Consider the following 18712-nt stretch of genomic DNA (forward strand, 5'->3'; position numbering starts at 1 on the left):
GTTAGCCGCGGTGCGGCTGGTTTGTTCTCCCCTCCGCGGGGGAAATCTGTATCGACGCAGGTGGGCGCTGCTTCTCCAGTTCCGCACCCGGGTTTCGCCGCCGAAACCCGGGTGCGTCGCGTCGCTGGCACCCGGTGCCAGGGGATCGATCGACCCGCGAGCCCTGCCTTACACTGGACAACGCGCACAAAGTGGAGGACCGCATGAAGAAGCCCAGCTAGACCTGATTTCCATTGAATCTGAGTTGGTTGGGCTTCGGACCTGACTTATCGTTTGCTCTTACGCCGGACACCGTCCGGCCTGCCGCCCCGCGCGCCGCAGCCCCGAGTCGGTGCTCAGGTAGCGGGCGGCCACCCGCACGGAGGTAGTGATCGCCCCAGCGCTTCGCTATCACCGAGCAGCCCACACGTAACACCCTGCGGGTGGACAACTGGAGACGTGACTGCACGCCGAGACCATCAGCGCGGCTGGATTCGGAACGTACGGACGCAGTCTTGACCAGGCGTTCGAACGAGATGGCCGCTATCGCGATGGCCCCGCTCCTCGATCGCCTACTTCCTGAAGGCAGAGGCATGACGCAACTTCCCGGCCACCGGTCACCCGGACCCATCGGTCTCTACGATCCGGCGAACGAGCACGACTCCTGCGGCGTCGCGTTCGTCGTCGACATGCACGGCCGCCGCAGCCGCGACATCGTCGACAAGGCCATTACGGCTCTGTTGAACCTGGAGCACCGCGGTGCCGCCGGCGCCGAGCCGAACTCCGGCGACGGCGCGGGCATCCTGATCCAGCTTCCGGACCGCTTCTTCCGTGCCGTGGCCGGCGTCGAGTTGCCCGCCGAAGGCTCCTACGCCTCCGGGATCGCCTTCCTGCCGCAGGCCCGCCGCGAGGCGGCAAGGGCCGCGTACGGCGTGGAGAAGATCGTCAAGGAGGAGGGGCTCGAGGTCATCGGCTGGCGCGACGTGCCGATCGACGAGAGCTCGCTGGGCGCGCTCGCGCGCGACGCCATGCCCACCTTCCGGCAGATCTTCATCGCCTCCCCGAAGCACGCGGGTGGGAGTGGGGCGGGAGCAGGCACAGCCGAGCAGCTCTCCGGCATGGACCTGGAGCGCCGCGCCTACGTCATCCGCAAGCGGGTCGAGCACGAGCTCGGCAAGCAGGGCGCGGGCGAGGGCGCGACCGGAAGGGAGACGGTCTACTTCCCGAGCCTCTCCGGGCAGACCTTCGTCTACAAGGGCATGTTCACCACCCCGCAGCTGCGCGCCTTCTACCTCGACCTGCAGGACGACCGGGTGGAGAGCGCGCTCGGCATCGTGCACTCCAGGTTCTCCACCAACACCTTCCCCTCCTGGCCGCTGGCGCACCCGTTCCGCCGGGTCGCGCACAACGGCGAGATCAACACCGTCACCGGCAACGAGAACTGGATGCGCGCGCGCGAGGCGCTGCTGCGCAGCGAGGTCTTCGGCATCGACCAGGCGGGCAAGAACCGGCTGGAGAAGATCTTCCCGGTCTGTACGCCGGGGGCCAGCGACACCGCCCGCTTCGACGAGGTGCTGGAGCTGCTGCACCTCGGCGGCCGCAGCCTCCCGCACGCCGTGCTGATGATGATTCCCGAGGCCTGGGAACGCAACGAGACGATGGACCCGGCCAACCGGGCGTTCTACCAGTACCACTCGATGCTGATGGAGCCGTGGGACGGCCCGGCATCGGTCTGCTTCACCGACGGCTCGGTCGTCGGCGCCGTGCTCGACCGCAACGGCCTGCGCCCGAGCCGGATCTGGGTCACCGACGACGGCCTGGTCGTGATGGCCTCCGAGGTCGGCGTGCTCGACATCGACCCGGCCAAGGTGGTCAGGAAGGTCAGGCTGCAGCCGGGCCGGATGTTCCTGGTCGACACCGCCCAGGGCCGGATCGTCGGCGACGAGGAGATCAAGGCGACCCTGGCTGCCGAGCACCCGTACCAGGAGTGGCTCGACGAGGGCGTCAAGAAGCTCTCCGACCTGCCCGACCGCCCGCACGTGCACATGTCGCACGACCGGGTGCTGATTCGGCAGCAGATCTTCGGCTACACCACCGAGGAGCTGAACCTGCTGCTCTCGCCGATGGCGAAGACCGGCGGCGAGGCGCTCGGCTCGATGGGCACGGACACCCCGATCGCGGTGCTCTCCGCGCGGCCCCGGCTGCTCTTCGACTACTTCTCGCAGATCTTCGCGCAGGTCACCAACCCGCCGCTGGACGCGATCCGGGAAGAGGTCGTCACCAGCCTCAAGCGCAACCTCGGCCCCGAGGGCGACCTGCTGCACCCCAGCGTGGAGTCGTGTCGGCAGATCGCCATCGAGGGCCCGATCCTGGACAACGACGAGCTCGCCAAGCTGGTGCACATCAACGACGACGGCTCGCAGCCCGGGCTGCGCTCGGTGGTCGTGCGCGGGCTGTACCCGGTCGCCAAGGGCGGCAAGGGGCTGCGCCAGGCGATGAAGGCGATCAACACCCAGGTCTCGGCCGCGATCGAGGGCGGGGCGCGGATCATCGTGCTCTCCGACCGCGAGTCCAACGAGAAGCTGGCGCCGATTCCGTCGCTGCTGCTCACCGCCGCGGTGCACCACCACCTGGTGCGCGAGCGCACCCGCACCATGGTCGGGCTGATCGTGGAGGCCGGTGACGCCCGCGAGGTGCACCACATGGCCACCCTCGTCGGCTTCGGCGCGGGCGCGGTGAACCCGTACATGGCCTTCGAGTCGCTGGAGGACATGCTGGAGCGCGGCGCGCTCGCCATGCCGGGCAGCACCGGCGACACCGGGGCCGATTACCGCGCGGCCGTCGCCAACTACATCAAGGGCGCGGGCAAGGGCGTGCTCAAGGTGATGTCCAAGATGGGCATCTCCACCCTCGCCTCGTACAACGGCGCGCAGCTCTTCCAGGTCATCGGCCTGGCGCAGGAGCTGGTCGACGAGTACTTCACCGGGCTGCGCTCGCACCTGGACGGCATCGGCCTCGACGAGATCGCCGCCGACGTCGCCGCGCGGCACGGCGTGGCGTTCCTGGAGAACCGCAACGAGCGCGCGCACCGCGAGCTCGAGGTCGGCGGCGAGTACCAGTGGCGCCGCGAGGGCGAGTACCACCTGTTCAACCCGGACACCGTCTTCAAGCTGCAGCACGCCACCCGCAGCGGGCAGTACTCGGTCTTCAAGGAGTACACCAAGCTGGTGGACGACCAGTCCGAGCGGCTGGCCTCGCTGCGCGGGCTCTTCAAGTTCCGCAACGGCGCGCGCTCGCCGATCCCGATCGAGGAGGTCGAGCCGGCCACCGCGATCGTCAAGCGCTTCTCCACCGGCGCGATGAGCTACGGCTCCATCTCCGCCGAGGCGCACGAGACGCTGGCCATCGCCATGAACCGGCTCGGCGGCCGCTCCAACTCCGGCGAGGGCGGCGAGCACCCGGCCCGCTTCGAGGTCGAGGAGAACGGTGACTGGCGGCGCAGCGCGATCAAGCAGGTGGCCTCCGGCCGCTTCGGCGTGACCGCGCACTACCTGACCAACTGCAGCGACATCCAGATCAAGATGGCCCAGGGGGCCAAGCCGGGCGAGGGCGGCCAGCTGCCCGCGCACAAGGTGTACCCGTGGGTCGCCGAGGTGCGGCACTCGACGCCGGGCGTCGGGCTGATCTCGCCCCCGCCGCACCACGACATCTACTCCATCGAGGATCTGGCGCAGCTGATCCACGACCTGAAGAACGCGAACCCGCAGGCTCGGATTCACGTGAAACTTGTCGCGGAGCCCGGCGTCGGCACCGTCGCCGCGGGCGTCTCCAAGGCGCACGCCGACGTGGTGCTGATCTCCGGGCACGACGGCGGCACCGGCGCCTCGCCGCTCACCTCGCTCAAGCACGCGGGCGGCCCCTGGGAGCTCGGCCTGGCCGAGACCCAGCAGACGCTGCTGCTGAACGGGTTGCGCGACCGGATCGTCGTGCAGGTCGACGGCCAGATGAAGACCGGCCGCGACGTGATGATCGCCGCGCTGCTCGGCGCCGAGGAGTACGGCTTCGCGACCGCGCCGCTGGTGGTCTCCGGCTGCATCATGATGCGCGTCTGCCACCTGGACACCTGCCCGGTCGGCGTCGCCACGCAGAACCCGGTGCTGCGCGAGCGCTTCACCGGCAAGCCGGAGTTCGTCGAGAACTTCTTCCTCTACATCGCCGAGGAGGTGCGCGAACTGCTGGCCTCGCTCGGCTTCCGCACCATCGACGAGGCCGTCGGCCGGGTCGACCTGCTCGACACCAGCAAGGCCAAGCAGCACTGGAAGGCGAGCAAGCTCGACCTCTCGCCGATCCTGGACGACGTCGAGACGGCGTTCATGTACCAGGACCGCCGCTGCACCAAGACCCAGGACCACGGCCTGGACAAGGCGCTCGACCAGCAGCTCATCACGCAGAGCCGGGACGCGCTGGAGCGCGGCAAGGCGGTGAAGTTCGAGACCAAGATCTCCAACGTGAACCGCACCGTCGGCACCATGCTCGGCCACGAGGTGACCAAGCTCTACGGCGGCGCCGGGCTCCCCGACGACACCATCGACATCACCTTCACCGGCTCCGCGGGCAACAGCTTCGGCGCCTTCGTGCCCGCAGGCATCACGCTGCGGGTGCAGGGCGATGCCAACGACTACGTCGGCAAGGGGCTCTCCGGCGGCCACCTGGTGGTCCGGCCCTCGCCGAACGCACCGGCCGATTTCGTCGCCGCGGAGAACATCATCGCGGGCAACGTGATCCTGTTCGGCGCGACCAACGGCAAGGCGTTCATCAACGGCGTGGTCGGCGAGCGGTTCGCGGTGCGCAACTCGGGCGCCGTCGCGGTGGTCGAGGGCGTCGGTGACCACGCCTGCGAGTACATGACCGGCGGCCGGGTGGTGATCCTCGGCGAGACCGGGCGCAACTTCGGCGCGGGCATGTCCGGCGGCGTCGCCATCGTCTACGACCCGGACGGCACCTTCGCCGCGAAGGTGAACCCGGAGCAGAGCGAGGCGGTGGAGCAGCTCTCGGGTGACGATTTCACCTGGCTGCGCGACATCATCGCCGAACACCGCGAGCAGACCGGTTCCGCGGTGGCCGATCGCATTCTCGGCGATTGGTCGCAGCAGGTGAACCACTTCGTGAAGGTCATGCCGCGCGAATACAAGAAGGTCCTGTTGGCGATCTCCGAGGCCGAGAAGGCCGGCCGGGACGTCGACGCTGCGATTATGGAGGCCGCTCGTGGCTGACCCCCAGGGTTTTCTGAAGCACACCGCCCGGGAGCTGCCCAAGCGGCGCCCGGTCCCGCTCCGGCTGATGGACTGGAAGGAGGTGTACGAGGATTTCTCGCACGACACCCTCCGCACCCAGGCCAGCCGCTGCATGGACTGCGGTATCCCGTTCTGTCACAACGGCTGTCCGCTCGGGAACCTGATCCCGGACTGGAACGACCTCGTGTACAAGGACAACTGGCGCGACGCCATCGACCGGCTGCACGCCACCAACAACTTCCCCGAGTTCACCGGGCGGCTGTGCCCGGCGCCGTGCGAGGCGTCCTGCGTGCTCGGGATCAACCAGGACCCGGTGACCATCAAGCAGGTCGAGGTCGAGATCATCGAGAACGCCTTCGACGAGGGCTGGGTCGCCCCGGTGTACCCGACCCGGCTCACCGGCAAGAAGATCGCGGTCGTCGGCTCCGGCCCGGCGGGCATGGCCGCCGCGCAGCAGCTGACCCGCGCCGGCCACACCGTCACGGTGTTCGAGCGCGCCGACCGCATCGGCGGGCTGATGCGCTACGGCATCCCGGAATTCAAGATGGAGAAGCGCTTCATCGACCGCCGGATGGCGCAGATGGAGGCCGAGGGCACCATCTTCCGGGCAGGCGTGAACGTCGGCGTCGACATCACCGCCGACGAGCTGCGCGAGCAGTTCGACGCGGTCGTGCTCTCCGGCGGCGCCACCCAGGCCCGCGACCTGCCGATCCCCGGCCGCGAGCTGGACGGCATCCACCAGGCCATGGAGTTCCTGCCCTGGGCCAACCGGGTGCAGCTCGGAGACGAGGTCACCGACGAGCGCGGCCTCCCGCCGATCAACGCGCGGGACAAGAAGGTCGTCATCATCGGCGGCGGCGACACCGGCGCCGACTGCCTCGGCACCTCGCACCGGCAGGGCGCCGCCTCGGTGCACCAGTTCGAGATCATGCCGCGCCCGCCGGAGGAGCGCGCGGGCTCCACCCCGTGGCCGACCTACCCGCTCATGTACCGGGTCTCCTCGGCGCACGAGGAGGGCGGCGAGCGGGTGTTCTCGGTGAACACCGAGCGCTTCGTCGGCGCCGACGGCACCGTCACCGGGCTGCAGGCGCACGAGGTGAAGATGGTCAACGGCCGCTTCGAGAAGGTCGACGGCACCGAGTTCACCCTCGAAGCCGACCTGGTGCTGCTCGCCATGGGCTTCGTCGGCCCGGACAAGGGCGGGCTCCTCACCGACCTCGGCGTCGGCTACGACCAGCGCGGCAACGTCCAGCGCGACAAGAGCTGGGCCACCAACGTCCCCGGCGTCTTCGTCGCGGGCGACATGGGCCGCGGCCAGTCGCTGATCGTCTGGGCCATCGCCGAGGGCCGCGCGGCCGCCGCCGCCGTCGACCGCTACCTGGAGGGCGAGACCGCGCTGCCCGCGCCCATCACCCCCACCATGGTCGCCCAGCGCTGACCCCCCGATTTCCCCGGCAGGGGGAAGGCGGGCGCCTGTGGACAACGGAGTCCACAGGCGCCTTTCGCGTCTCCGGGACCGGGCGGGTCGATGTTAATGTGGATGCGTGCAGCCTGAGGGGGGTTCCGTCGCCGATGGGGAGATATGGCGTTGGAACAGGAAGCGTGCCACCGGAATCGTGTTGACCGACCATGGGGATCAGGTGTGGTTCGCGGTCAACTCGCTGCGCGGGCGGAACTTCGACGACGTCGCGATCGGTGATCGTGTAACCGTCGAATACGTTGTGGCTCAACAGGATTCGCACAGTTTGCGGGCTACCCATGTGAGGTGGCTCGAGTAGAGCCGTGAATATCGGGGGGAACAATGAAATATCTCGTGGCTATCGCCGCCTGTCTGCCTGCCGTCGTTTTCCCGTCGGCCGGTCCCGCCTCCGCCGCGCCGAATCCGGTGTCGATGGAGTTCACCGCCGGTCAGCCCTACCGGGAGTACGCCAACAGCGTGTCGCGCTTCACCGCCCAGGTCGACTTCCGGACGGTGACGCTGGCGTGGTCGCTGGAGATGACGCCGTCCACTCAGGCGGTGATCGCCGGAACGATGAATTGCCAGACCAAGATCGACGGTATCCAGGGCTACGTGGACGATCATCGGAATCTGCCGCCGGACTACCTTCTGCATTCCAGTGTGAAGGTGCAGCGCGGCAAGAACTACAAGCTGCGTAGTCGCTGTGATTTCAAGGCGTTGACCACTACGGGGATGCAGCCCGGCAATGTCGAAACCGCGGTCGATTTCGTGGTTCGCTGAGTGCGCCGTTCGGCTGTGACGTGCTGGAAGAAGACGGCCCCGCACTCGCCGGACCAGCGGGCGGCCGGAGTATCGAGGTAATCGGACAAGTCCGGGGTTCGGATGGCGTTGCCTCGGCGCTACCTCTATTGTGGTCGGCGGTGTGCCGTTGATCTTGGGATGGGGTCGGGTGGCAACGACCCCGGGGTGAGAACTGTTCACCCGCCGTGCACAGGCGTGAAACGCGTCGAGGACAGCATCGAGGCGGCAACTTGTCGGGCTCGCTCCTGCGGGGGCAACGGTTTTGGAACTGGAGCGGAATGCAGTTGAAGAAGGTCGTCGCGGCTCTCGGTGCGTCCGCGGCACTCGTTTCCGGCGTGGTGCTCGGCGGCACCGGGACCGCGGTCGCGGATCCCGGCTGCCCCAGCCTGTACGTGGTCGCGATCCCGGGCACCTGGGAGACGGGGCGCGACAAGGAGCCGGGGCCGGGGATGCTGGCCGGGGTCACCAACAACCTGCCGCGCTCAGTGGAGGTCGACTACGTCACCTACTCCGCCACCGCGTTCCCGTGGGAGGGCGAGGTATACGGCAACTCCAAGAAGGAGGCCGTGAACGCCGCCCGCGGGCTGATCGGCGACATGGCGCGGGCCTGCGGGGCCACCCAGATCGCGCTGGTCGGCTACAGCCAGGGCGCGGATGCCGCCGGTGACCTGGCCGCCGACATCGGCACCGGGCTCGGCGTCGTCTCGCCGGACCGCATCGCGGGCGTCGGGCTCATCTCCGACCCGCGCCGCTCCCCGACCGACGTGCAGGTCGGCCCGGTGGCGGGCGGCGCGGGCGCGGGCGGGCCCCGGGTCGGCGGCTTCGGCTGGATCAGCGACCGCACCCGCACCATCTGCGCGGTGGACGATCTCTACTGCGCCACCGCGACCGACGACTTCATCACCCGCTTCGCCGGCTTCCTCGCCATGAGCTCGGAGGCCAACGTCGCCAATATGGGCCGCTACCAGCAGGAAGCCGGTTCCATCATCAACGACCTGATGGCGCACGGCGGCGTGCCGACGCTGCAGGGCCAGCTCACCGAGTCGGCCAACGAGCAGCGGGTGAAGGATCTGGAGCGGTTCTACAGCTCGCAGGCGCACACCCTGTACGGCAGCTACCGGGTGGACAACGGCAAGAGCGCGGTCCGCTGGATGCACGACTGGATCGCGGGCATGGCCTGACGCCGCCCTGACCACGACGAAGGCCACCGCCCGATCCGGGCGGTGGCCTTCGTCGTACTCAGCTCAGAGCGCCGAGCCGGTGGGCGGCAGGAACTGCTGCTGGAACTGCCGGAACTGGTCCGGCGCCCGGTGGTCGTCGCGGCGGTCGTTCCGCTGCCCGTCCCAGGGGCGGTCGCCGTCGCGATGGTCGGGGCGGGCGACCTCGGTGCCCGCGGGGTCGACCTGGACGGTGGCCGCCGGTTCGGCGGCGGAGGCGGTGCCCGCCAGCAGGGCTACCGGGGCGGCGAAGAGCGCGCCTGCCAGCGAGACACCGGCGACGCGTCGAGCGATCTTCGAGGAGAGCAACACGGTTTCCTTTCCTTGGACCAGCGCGCCGCGGAGCGGCGCACTGCACCCATCGAAAGGCTTCTCCCTGGGACGGCGGTGCGACCAGGCTGGCAGTCCGCTGTGCGGGGTCAGGACTCGAGGTTGCGCGGAAGCAGATCCCAGACGTGCGCGTTCTCGTTCACCGTCGCGACCGTGCGATCACCGTTGCGCGAGTACAGGATTCGGGTGATCGAGCAGTAGTCGATCGGGAAGGTGAGCGGGCGGGGCAGCCCGAGCACGTCCTGCAGCGTCACGTTCACCACGCCGCCGTGCGCGAAGGCGAGCACGGTGTCGGCGGGGTCGGCGGCCTTCACCAGGTCGGTGACGACCGCCGCGACCCTGGCCGCGAAGGCGGGGCCGTCGATCTGCTCCGGCAGGTGGCCCGCCTTGATCCGGTCGTAGGCGGCGCGGAACTCGGTCTTCGCGTCCTCGATCGGGATGTAGGCGGGCAGGTCGCGGTCGTACTCGGCGAGGTCGTCGAAGACCTCGACCTCGAGGCCGAGTGCGGCCGCCGCGGGCGCCGCCGTCTCCAGGGCGCGCCGCTGCGGGCTGCTCACGATCCGGGTGATCCGGCGGTGGTGCCGCAGCGCATCGGGGACCCGCGCCGCCTGGCTGGTCCCGAGCGGGGCCAGCTCCGGGTCGGCGGGGGCCTGCGAGCCCACGATGCGGACCGGCTGGGCATGGCGGACGAAGATGAGCTGCACCCGTCCACCGTATCCGCCGCTACTGCTGCTTCTTGCGCTTGGTGAGCAGGTAGATGCCGACCACGATCGCCACGACGACCAGCAGGCAGCAGATGCCGCCGAAGATCAGGCCGCCGCCACCGCGGGACTTCTTCTTCTTGGCGGCCTCGTAGTCGATGACCGAGGTCAGGACGTCCGGGCTGGCCCAGATGTGCGGGTCGAGCAGCGGGGCCTGGGTGAGCAGGTCGAGATACATGGTGTTCCCCTCGTCGGCGGGTTCGGCCTCCTCCCGGAGCCGAATGTTCAGGCTAGCCGCCGGGTTTGCCCGCGGGAGCGGTTCCGGCCCGGTGGCCTGCTTTCAAGATCGCGGGTACGCCGCCGGGCGTTTACACGTGGCGCGAAATTTCTTCGCTCAGTGCGGGGGCCATTGGCCGCCCGGGCGGCCGCGGTCCTGGGTGTCCGGCTGCACCGGAGCGCCGTAGTTCGGCTGGGAGCCGTAGGCGGGCTGGGCACCCGGGCCGGTGCCGTAACCCGGCTGGGCGCCGTAGTTCGGCTGGGCGCCGGGTGCGGCGCCGTAACCCGGCTGCGAGCCATAACTCGGCTGGGCGCCAGGTGCGGTGCCGTAATCCGGCTGCGAGCCGTAGTTCGGCTGGGCGCCGGGTGCGGTGCCGTAATCCGGCTGCGAGCCGTAACCCGGCTGGGCGCCGTAGGTGGGTTGGGCACTCGGGCCGGTGCCGTAACCCGGCGCGGTTCCGTACCCCTGTGGCGGGCCGTAACCGGGCTGTCCGGGTCCGCCGGCGAACCCGTGCTGCGCGCCGTGACCCGGTCGGGCACCGTAGCCGGGCTGGACCTGCCCCCCGACCCCCGGCGGGTTGGGGGTCCCCGACCCCGACTTCCGACTGCGGAGCACCAACCCGATGACGATCGCCGCGACGAGCCCGAGGCAGACGATCCCGACGGCGAAGGCGCCGATCCCCCCACCCCCGCTCCCGCGGCTTCCCCCGCGCTTGCGCGCCTCGAGCGCGTCGGCGAGCAGGACCGGATCTGGTTGAGCGGACAGCAGCGGATCGAGCAACCCCGATGTGACGAGCAGGCCGACAGGCACGACGAATTTCCCTCCGAGATGTGAGCGGCGTCCTCCCTGGCGCCGAATGCCGAACCCTAACAGGGCGATTCGGCCCGCACCGCCCCCAGTTCGGGGGGCAGGACGCGATCAGCGCGGCTTGACCAGCGGGAAGGGCAGCGTCTCCCGGATGCTGCGGCCGGTGATCAGCATGACGATCCGGTCGACGCCCATGCCGAGCCCGCCGGTGGGCGGCATGGCGTGCTCCAGCGCCTGCAGGAAGTCCTCGTCCAGCTCCATCGCCTCCGGGTCGCCGTTGGCGGCGAGCAGCGACTGCTCGGTGAGCCGCTGCCGCTGGTCGATCGGGTCGGTGAGCTCGCTGTAGGCGGTGCCGAGCTCGACGCCCCACGCCACCAAGTCCCAGCGCTCGGCGACGCCGGCGATGCTGCGGTGCGAGCGGGTGAGCGGGGAGACCGAGGTGGGGAAGTCGCAGTAGAAGGTTGGCCGCTCGGTGCGCGACTCCACCAGGTGCTCGTACATCTCCAGCACGATCTGCCCGGCGTCCCAGTTGTGCTGGAACGGGATGTCGGCGGCATCGCAGAGCTCGCGCAGCCTGGTCACCCCGGTCGCGGGCGTGATGTCGGTGCCGAGCGCCTCGGAGACCGCGCCGTGCACCGTCTTCACGGTCCACTCGCCGGAGATGTCGACCTCCTCGTAGCCGCCGCCGTCGGTCGGGCGCAGCGCCACCTCGGCGCCGTTGGCGGCGACCGCGGCCTCCTGGATGAGGCGCCGGCAGAGGTGCATCATGCGCTGGTAGTCGCTGTGCGCCTCGTACGCCTCCAGGATGGTGAACTCGGGGTTGTGGCTGAAGTCGACGCCCTCGTTGCGGAAGGTCCGGCCCAGCTCGAAGACCTTCTCCATGCCGCCGACGCAGAGCCGCTTGAGGTACAGCTCGGGCGCGATGCGCAGGTAGAGGTCGAGGTCGTAGGCGTTGATGTGGGTGCGGAACGGGGTGGCGTTTGCGCCGCCGTGCACCTGCTGCAGGATCGGCGTCTCCACCTCGAGGAAGCCCGCGCCGTGCAGTGAGTCGCGCAGCGAGTGCAGCACCGCGCTGCGCTTGGCCATCACCTCGCGGGTGTCGGCGTTGATCGCCATGTCCACGTAGCGCTGGCGGACCTTGGCCTCGGGGTCGGCGAGCCCCTTCCACTTGTCCGGCAGCGGGTGCAGGCACTTGCCGAGCATCCGCCAGTCGGCGGCGAGCAGCGAGAGCTCCTCGCGCCTGCTGACCCCGAGCTGGCCGCTCACCTCGATCAGGTCGCCGAGGTCGAAGTACTCGGTGAACTCCGCGCTGCGCTCGGCCCCGACCCGGTCGCGGTCGATGAGCAGCTGGATCTCGCCGGACCAGTCGCGCAGCAGCGCGAAGATCACCCCGCCGTAGTCGCGAATCCGCAGCAACCGCCCGCAGACCCGGACCGTGGTCCCGCGCGGGGTGCGCCGCGCGGCCGCGATGCTGTGCGTCGGCGGGTAGGCGACCGGGTAGGCCTCGATGCCCTGGTCGGCGAGCTTGCGGAGCTTGTCCAGCCGCACCCGGACCTGTTCCGGGCGCCGGGCACGGACCTCCTCGTCCTCGTCCTCCGGCCAGTCCGGCGCGCTGCCGTCGGCGTGCAGCCCGGCGACGCCCGCGGGCACGGCGCTGTGCAGCCCGGTGTGCACGGCGGTATCGCCCTCCGCGCCGAAGCGGGGCAGGAAGCCCTCGGCGAGCGCGCTGGCCAGCGCCACCCGCGGCAGCTGCCTGCGCTCCTCGAAGAGGAAGAAGCGCGGTACCCAGGTCGGCTGGTACTTCACGTTCGAGCGGTACAGCGCCTCCAGCTGCCACCAGCGGGAGAAGAAGAGCAGCACGCCGCGCCACATCCGCAGCACCGGCCCCGCGCCGATCCGGCCGCCCTCCTCGAAGACCGAGCGGAACACCGCGAAGTTCAGCGAGACCCGGGTGATGCCGTACTGCTCGGAGTTCAGCGCGAGCTGCGAGATCATCAGCTCCATCACGCCGTTCGGCGCGCCCGGGTCGCGGCGCATGAGCTCCAGCGAGGCGCCGGTGCGGCCCCAGGGGACGAGGGAGAGCATGCCGAGCACCCGCTCCTGCGGGTTGACCGCCTCGACCAGCAGGCAGTCGGCGTCCTGCGGGTCGCCGAGCCGGCCGAGCGCCATCGAGAAGCCGCGCTCCTCGGCGGTGTCCCGCCAGGCGTCGGCGCGCGCGGTGATGCTCCCGAAATCCCGCGCGGGGATGTCGCCGTGCCGCCGGATGCGCACCGTGACGCCCTGCTTGCGCAGCCGGTTGGCGGCCTGGCGCACCTGCTTGAGCTCCGGCCCGGCGAGCGAGAAGGAACGGGTGTCCAGGATCGCCTCGTCGCCGAGGCGCAGCGCGGCGAGCCCGGCCCGCCGGTACGCGGTGGCCCCCGGTTCGCTGGCACCCATCACCGCGGGCGCCCAGCCGAAGCGATCGGCCAGCCGCAGCCACTCGTCGATCGCCTGCGGCCAGGATTCGCGCCTGCCGATCGGGTCGCCGCTGGCCAGGCAGGTGCCCAGCTCGACGCGGTAGGTGATGGCCGCCTTGCCGTTCGGCGCGAAGACGACGGCCTTGTCCCGCCTGGTGGCGAAGTAGCCGAGCGAATCCTCGATATCGGAGTGCGCGAGCAGGCCGCGGATCGCCGACTCGTCCACCCCGGTCATGGCGTTGGCGGCGCGCTGCGAGCGCAGCAGAACCAGCACCGCGGCGAGCAGCGCGAGCGCGCCGAAGAGCCCGAGCAGGAAGTTCACGAAGGGGTGCGGGTGCCCGTCGAAGTGTTCGTTGTCGGCGAGCACCGCCGCGGTGACCCGGTACAGCGACCAGCCGGGGCGCTGCCAGCCACCGGGCAGCGAACCGGGGAAGAGCTCGAGCAACCCCCAGCCGACCAGGAACCCGAGCGTCAGCCCGCCGAGCAGCACGCCGAGCGCCTTCAACCCCGCGCCGCGCCGGACCCGGGTGTAGAACTCGCTCCACGAGGCCAGCAGCACGCCGATCACCGCCAGGTGCAGCACCATGGCCACCAGCGCGTTGACATCGCCCTGCGTGGTGAAGGTGACGACATTGATGATCGTGTACAGCGCCAGGTAACCGACCAGCAACCACCAGGCGATGCGCTTGCGGCTGGCCAGCGCACCGGCGAGCAGTCCGACGAGCAGCGCCCACATGAGGTTGGTGTCGGGCGCGTCGAAGTAGTAGTCGTCGATGTACCGGCGCGGGGTCGCGGTGATCCAGCGCAGGGTCGGCGAGAGACTCCACAGGAAGATCAGCACGGCGAAGACGCCGAGCACGGTCGCGGCGATGTGCGGAACCTCGCGCAGCCTGCCGTGGCCGCGGTGCGGAACCGGCGGTGTCGGCCGATCCGGTGGTAGCTCGGTGTCGGCGTGCGGAGCGGCCTGCGTGGAAGTCACCGGACCAGTGTGCGTGCCGATCGGGTGGAATGCCGAGCCTTTCGCCCGCCGCGTGTCCGACCGTTCGCCGGATGGTAACTGAATCGGAACGCCGCGCTCAGCCGCCCGGCCCGGTGCCCGACCCGTTCCGACGGGGGAGTATGCATAGTGGCATGGCGGATACAGTCGACGTCCCGATTCAGGACGAGGCCATCAAACTCGGCCAATTCCTCAAGCTCGCCGATCTCATCGAGTCCGGCGCCGAGGCCAAGACGGTGATCGCGGCGGGGCTCGTCCGGGTGAACGACGAGGTCGAGACGCGTCGCGGCAGGCAGCTCGAGGTCGGTGACACCGTCGCCCTCGCGGGCAGGCAGGTCCGGGTGACCGCGCCCCGCCGCCGCTAGTCCTCGGCGCGCACCACGACGCCGTCGTGGTCGCTGTAGAGCACCTCGCCGGGCACGAAGGTGACCCCGCCGAACTCCACCGGCACGTCCTTCTCGCCGGACCCGGTCTGGGTGCTCTTGCGCGGGTTGGTGCCGAGCGCCTTCACGCCGATGTCGAGGGTGCGCAGGATCGCGGAGTCGCGGACGGCGCCGTTCACGATCACCCCGGCCCAGCCGTTGTCGACGCCACGCCCGGCGATGATGTCGCCGACCAGGGCGGTGTGCACGCTCGCGCCGCCGTCCACCACCAGCACCCTGCCCGCGCCCGGCGCACTCAGGGTCTGCTTCACCAGCAGGTTGTCCTGGAAGCAGCGAATGGTGGTGATCCGCCCGGAGAACGCGGCCCTGCCACCGAACTGCGTGAACTGGGTGTCGCAGCTGCGGATCTCGGGGCCGATCTCGTCGGCCAGGTCGGCGGTCGCAACGGAATCGACGTTCGAAGTATCGGTCACGCCCCCGATTGTGCCCGGTCACCCGGTGTGACCGGCACCTCCCCGGCCGTGTCTGCGCTCGTACTCGGCGCGCTCGGCGGCGCCCCTGGCGCGGGCTTCGGCGTCGGCGAGCGCGGGGTCGAGGCCGTGCTGGACCAGCCGGTGCCGCCGGTAGACGTACATCAGCGCGACGGTGAAGTAGACGAGCGGAATGTAGAGCAGCGCCATCATGGCGGCGCCCATCCAGAGCGGGCCGGGCAGCAGCAGGAAGAGCAGCAGCGGCGGAATCACCGGAATCAGGATGCGCAGCAGGTACCTGCGGGTGGCGCCGGGGCCGGTGAGGTCGCGCAGCACCCAGTCCGACATCGAGGCGGGGAGGGTGCGGCCGAACAGGTAGCCGAGGCGCTGGGTGAGCGAGGGCGTCACGGCTCGCGGGTCAGGTGAAAGGCGGCGATCTGCGCGACCAGGTTGTCGGTGGTGTGCTTCACCGCGAGCTTGACGAAGGGCTCGATGGTGCGGCCGAGCGCCTTCCCGGCGAGCCCGCCCGGCACCCGGTACTCCACGATGGCGTCGATGGTGCAGAGCGCGGCGCCCTTCGGGTGGAAGACGAAGGTGGAGGCGATCTCGAAGCCCTTGATCGAGGTCACCTCGATGAGGGCGTTCTCGGTCCAGCGGGTGACCTCGACCCGGGAGGTCAGCGCGACCGGGCCGAGCTTGATCCTGCCGTCGAAGACCGCGCCGAGCCCCTCGTCCTTCGCGCCGACCGGCGTGAAGGACTCCAGGCCGTGCAGGAAAACAGGCAGATTCCGGTGGTCGTTCACGTAGGCGAAGGCGGATTCGGCCGACGCCACGCAGTCCTCGACGATCGTCACCACGGTCACGCCGCCACTGTAATCGCCCGATTCCGGCTACGCCGTGACGGCGAGCGTCGCGGCGAGGCCGAAGGCGAGCGCCATGATCAGCGTCTCGGTGATCGCCCGGCGCAGCGAATCCTCGGCGCGCACCCGGTGGTCGGCGGCGCGCGGCACCCAGCCGCGCCGCCACCACCAGCCGAGCCCGGCCAGCACCAGCAGCACCGCCGTCTTGGCGAGCATGATCCGGCCGTACCCGGACCCGACCAGCTCGCTCACCCCGCCGAGCCGGACCAGCCCGTTCAGCACCCCGGTCAGCGCGACCACCGCGATCAGTACCCCGGCCAGCGCGGAGTAGCGGGGCAGCGCGGCGGCCCACTCGCCGCGGCCGCGCAGCACCAGCGCGAGCGCGACGAGCAGCCCGAACCAGAGCCCGGCGGCCAGCGCGTGCGCGGCGGCGAGCACCGAGCCGAACGCCTGCTGCGACATGTGCCCGGTGATCGGCCGCAGCGCCAGCGCCACCGCCGCGAAGACCAGTACGAGGTCGGGCGAGCCGTCCCCGGTACGGAAGGAGTACGCGCCGTAGCAGGCGATCAGCGCGGTGGCGGCCAGGACCGCCACCCCGACCTGGCCGCCGCTGGTGTCCCGGACGAAGGCCCCGAACGCACCGGCCCCGAGCTCGCCGACCGGCACGTCGACCACCTCCGCCGCCTCCAGGACGAGCACCGCGAACTCGGCCGCGCACCAGCCGCCCGCCACGGCCGCGAGCAGCCGCCACGGCGGCCGCAGCCGCTCGCCGAGCCGGGGCAGCGCCGCCAGCCCGAGCACGGTGGCGCCGAGGCCGTCGGCGAGCATCCGGACCGGCGCCTCGGCCGGGGCGCCGCGGCCGAGCAGCCACGCCACCCCGACCCCGAGCAGCCCGGCCACCGGGAGCAGCCACATGGCGCGGCGCCGTGCGGTGGAGGGCGGGTTCACGCGCGTTTTCCGCGGCCCCTGCCGCCGACCAGCGCGACCGCGAGGCCGCCGGCGAAGATCAGCACGCCGCCCGCGACGAAGATCCAGACGGGGATGCCGCCCGACCCCTCGTCGGCCGCCGACACCTCCGCGCCTGGCGTACCGCTGCCCGCCCTAGTCAGGGTGAAGGTGCGCTTGCCGTTCACCGCGTGCCCGTCGGCGGAGGTGACCCGGAAGGCGATCGTGTAGGTGCCCGCCGGGCCGAGCTCGCCGACCGGGACACTCACCGTCGCGCCGTCGACCACCGGGTCACCCTGCTGCCAGAAGTGGTTGTCCGGGCCGACGACGGTGAGCGCGGGGAAGCTCGGCTGCAGCGGCTCGTTGAAGGTGACGCTGACCCGCTCCGGGCCGACCTCGACCGACGAACCGTCCGTCGGCACGCTGCCGACCACGATCGAGTGCGCGGCCGCGGTGCCTGCGCCGACGGTGACGAGCAGCCCGGCCAGCGCGGCGATGGCGAGCGCGCGTAGCGGCCTCACGGCCTGCGCCCGCGGAACACCGAGCCGAGCCCGAGCGCCACCGCGAAGAGCCCGAACGCGAGGCCGATGCCGGCGAGCCAGCGCGCGGTCTGGTCGGTGCTCTCCGGGGCGGCGGCCTCGGTGTCGCTCCCGCCGTGCGAGTGGCCGTCGGCGGCGGCCTCGGCGAGGTGCACGCTGGGGGCGGGGCGCTCCGGCTCCGAGCCGTCCGCGGCGGCGGGCTGGTCCCAGCGCACCACGCTGCCGTCGCTGTAACTCTGCGTGGCCGGGAAGCTCACCTCGTGCTCCTTCGGCAGCGGGCCGATGGAGACGACGAAGCGCTGGAACTGGCCGGGGCCGACGCCCGCGTTGCCGGGGTCGGCGGTCCAGGTGACGGCGGTGACCTCGCCGGCCGGGTTCTTGTCCACCTTGGCCGTCCAGCCCGGCAGCGGCTCGGTGCGCACGCTGCGCAGGCCGGGGATGGTGACGGTGAGCGCGGTGGTGCTCGCGGTATCGGATTCGGTCGGCACCCGGAAGGTGGCGACGCTGTAACCGCCCTGGGCAGCCCCTGGGGCGTCCACGGTGACGTGCGCGGCGGCGCTGCCGCAGGCGGTGAGGATCAGCCCTGCGGCGGCCGCGGCCGTGACGGAGGCGCGGGTGAGCGTCGAGTGCATGGGGGATTCGCTTTCGGTCGGTGCGGGTGTCGGTCGGGGTTCAGCGCCCGACCGGCGGGGCACGCGGACCGATCGCACCGAGCGGTCCGGCCGCGCGGAGGAGCAGGGGAGTGCCGGGGAACCCGGCGGTGCGGGCGCGCGGTCGCGCCGCCCGATGGGGGCCGAGCAGCGCCCGCACGGTGGTCGCGGCGAGCGCGGCGAACCGCTCCGCCGCCGGAATCGCCAGCGCGACCAGCAGGGTGGCGAGCACATGCGCGACGACCATCGCGGCCGAACCGGCGAAGTGGCCGCTCCCGGACGAGCCGAGATGCGACGCCAGTAGCAGGTGCGTCGCGTACTGCCCGCCGGCGAGCACCGCGAGCAACCCCGCCGCGTCGGCGAACCGCCCGCGCCGCCGCGCGAGCACCGCGACCGCTCCGGTCAGTACCGAAACCGCTTGCAGCAGAGCGAAATCCGCGCCGCCGGGGAAACCCCCACCGGCGGCACCGTGCGCTGCGACGGCGAGCGCCGCGACCAGCGCCCCGACCACCGGACCGCGAAGGCCGGGATCGGGGGCGGTACGCAC

At 71.0% G+C, this 18712-nt stretch carries 17 protein-coding genes; 5 read left to right on the forward strand and 12 right to left on the reverse strand.

Annotated elements, in window-relative coordinates; all coding sequences use genetic code 11:
• The first annotated feature begins 572 nt into the window (after window positions 1-572).
• From gltB to ACFUJ1_RS17400, 4 genes are all read left to right on the forward strand, one after another.
• Complete coding sequence (gene gltB / locus ACFUJ1_RS17385) at window positions 573-5252, forward strand: glutamate synthase large subunit (protein WP_378646692.1); 4680 nt, start codon at window positions 573-575, stop codon at window positions 5250-5252.
• The gene (locus tag ACFUJ1_RS17390) at window positions 5245-6711 is read left to right on the forward strand and encodes a glutamate synthase subunit beta (RefSeq protein ID WP_378646694.1); all 1467 of its coding nucleotides are present in this window, start codon (window positions 5245-5247) and stop codon (window positions 6709-6711) included. The genes gltB and ACFUJ1_RS17390 overlap by 8 nt, the downstream gene beginning before the upstream one ends.
• 363 nt (window positions 6712-7074) lie before the next feature.
• A complete protein-coding gene (locus tag ACFUJ1_RS17395) occupies window positions 7075-7512 on the forward strand; it encodes a hypothetical protein (RefSeq protein WP_378646696.1) in 438 nt (145 codons plus the stop codon).
• 299 nt (window positions 7513-7811) lie between these two features.
• Window positions 7812-8714, forward strand: a complete 903-nt coding sequence (locus ACFUJ1_RS17400; protein WP_378646698.1) for a cutinase family protein — start codon at window positions 7812-7814, stop codon at window positions 8712-8714.
• A 63-nt stretch (window positions 8715-8777) separates the two neighbouring features.
• Here the strand turns inward: ACFUJ1_RS17400 and ACFUJ1_RS17405 are convergent, their stop codons facing one another.
• From ACFUJ1_RS17405 to lysX, 5 genes are all read right to left on the reverse strand, one after another.
• Window positions 8778-9062: a hypothetical protein gene (locus ACFUJ1_RS17405; RefSeq protein WP_378646700.1), complete on the reverse strand. Its 285-nt coding sequence runs from the start codon at window positions 9060-9062 to the stop codon at window positions 8778-8780.
• A gap of 107 nt (window positions 9063-9169) precedes the next feature.
• Window positions 9170-9784 (reverse strand): histidine phosphatase family protein, encoded by a 615-nt coding sequence (locus ACFUJ1_RS17410; protein ID WP_378646702.1) that lies wholly within the window; start codon window positions 9782-9784, stop codon window positions 9170-9172.
• A gap of 19 nt (window positions 9785-9803) precedes the next feature.
• Window positions 9804-10019 (reverse strand): hypothetical protein, encoded by a 216-nt coding sequence (locus tag ACFUJ1_RS17415; RefSeq protein ID WP_378646704.1) that lies wholly within the window; start codon window positions 10017-10019, stop codon window positions 9804-9806.
• 156 nt (window positions 10020-10175) lie between these two features.
• The gene (locus tag ACFUJ1_RS17420) at window positions 10176-10868 is read right to left on the reverse strand and encodes a hypothetical protein (RefSeq protein ID WP_378646706.1); all 693 of its coding nucleotides are present in this window, start codon (window positions 10866-10868) and stop codon (window positions 10176-10178) included.
• 108 nt (window positions 10869-10976) lie between these two features.
• A complete protein-coding gene (lysX, locus tag ACFUJ1_RS17425; protein WP_378646708.1) occupies window positions 10977-14300 on the reverse strand; it encodes a bifunctional lysylphosphatidylglycerol synthetase/lysine--tRNA ligase LysX in 3324 nt (1107 codons plus the stop codon).
• 152 nt (window positions 14301-14452) lie between these two features.
• Between lysX and ACFUJ1_RS17430 the strand changes: the two genes are divergently transcribed.
• Window positions 14453-14683 (forward strand): RNA-binding S4 domain-containing protein, encoded by a 231-nt coding sequence (locus ACFUJ1_RS17430; protein WP_378613555.1) that lies wholly within the window; start codon window positions 14453-14455, stop codon window positions 14681-14683.
• Here the strand turns inward: ACFUJ1_RS17430 and rraA are convergent.
• Genes rraA through ACFUJ1_RS17465 form a run of 7 tightly spaced genes read right to left on the reverse strand, consistent with a single transcriptional unit; the run spans window position 14680 to window position 18712 of the window.
• The gene (rraA, locus tag ACFUJ1_RS17435) at window positions 14680-15174 is read right to left on the reverse strand and encodes a ribonuclease E activity regulator RraA (RefSeq protein ID WP_378646710.1); all 495 of its coding nucleotides are present in this window, start codon (window positions 15172-15174) and stop codon (window positions 14680-14682) included. The two genes, ACFUJ1_RS17430 and rraA, sit on opposite strands and share 4 nt — an antisense overlap.
• Before the next feature lie 18 nt (window positions 15175-15192).
• Window positions 15193-15579, reverse strand: coding sequence for a DUF5313 family protein (locus ACFUJ1_RS17440; protein ID WP_378646712.1), 387 nt, complete (start codon window positions 15577-15579; stop codon window positions 15193-15195).
• On the reverse strand, window positions 15576-16034 hold the full coding sequence (locus ACFUJ1_RS17445) for an SRPBCC family protein (protein WP_378646714.1): 459 nt from the start codon (window positions 16032-16034) through the stop codon (window positions 15576-15578). Before ACFUJ1_RS17445 ends, ACFUJ1_RS17440 begins: the two co-directional genes overlap by 4 nt.
• 27 nt (window positions 16035-16061) lie before the next feature.
• A complete protein-coding gene (locus tag ACFUJ1_RS17450; RefSeq protein ID WP_378646917.1) occupies window positions 16062-16946 on the reverse strand; it encodes a CopD family protein in 885 nt (294 codons plus the stop codon).
• Window positions 16947-16975: 29 nt separating this feature from the next.
• A complete protein-coding gene (locus ACFUJ1_RS17455) occupies window positions 16976-17497 on the reverse strand; it encodes a copper resistance protein CopC (protein ID WP_378646716.1) in 522 nt (173 codons plus the stop codon).
• Window positions 17494-18147 carry a YcnI family protein gene (locus tag ACFUJ1_RS17460; protein ID WP_378646718.1) on the reverse strand — a complete coding sequence of 218 codons (654 nt, stop codon included), beginning with the start codon at window positions 18145-18147 and terminating at the stop codon, window positions 17494-17496. Before ACFUJ1_RS17460 ends, ACFUJ1_RS17455 begins: the two co-directional genes overlap by 4 nt.
• Window positions 18148-18187: 40 nt before the next feature.
• Window positions 18188-18712, reverse strand: coding sequence for a hypothetical protein (locus tag ACFUJ1_RS17465; RefSeq protein ID WP_378646720.1), 525 nt, complete (start codon window positions 18710-18712; stop codon window positions 18188-18190).

The sequence above is a fragment of the Nocardia sp. NPDC057227 genome (assembly GCF_042669725.1).
Classification (GTDB): domain Bacteria; phylum Actinomycetota; class Actinomycetes; order Mycobacteriales; family Mycobacteriaceae; genus Nocardia; species Nocardia asteroides_A.

Excerpts from the sequence above, each read along its gene's own strand:
- gltB (WP_378646692.1), top strand. The coding sequence starts at position 573 with ATGACGCAACTTCCCGGCCACCGGTCACCCGGACCCATCGGTCTCTAC.
- ACFUJ1_RS17395 (WP_378646696.1), top strand. The coding sequence starts at position 7,075 with ATGAAATATCTCGTGGCTATCGCCGCCTGTCTGCCTGCCGTCGTTTTC.
- ACFUJ1_RS17400 (WP_378646698.1), top strand. The coding sequence starts at position 7,812 with ATGCAGTTGAAGAAGGTCGTCGCGGCTCTCGGTGCGTCCGCGGCACTC.
- ACFUJ1_RS17415 (WP_378646704.1), bottom strand. The coding sequence starts at position 10,019 with ATGTATCTCGACCTGCTCACCCAGGCCCCGCTGCTCGACCCGCACATC.
- ACFUJ1_RS17430 (WP_378613555.1), top strand. The coding sequence starts at position 14,453 with ATGGCGGATACAGTCGACGTCCCGATTCAGGACGAGGCCATCAAACTC.
- ACFUJ1_RS17450 (WP_378646917.1), bottom strand. The coding sequence starts at position 16,946 with ATGTGGCTGCTCCCGGTGGCCGGGCTGCTCGGGGTCGGGGTGGCGTGG.
- ACFUJ1_RS17460 (WP_378646718.1), bottom strand. The coding sequence starts at position 18,147 with ATGCACTCGACGCTCACCCGCGCCTCCGTCACGGCCGCGGCCGCCGCA.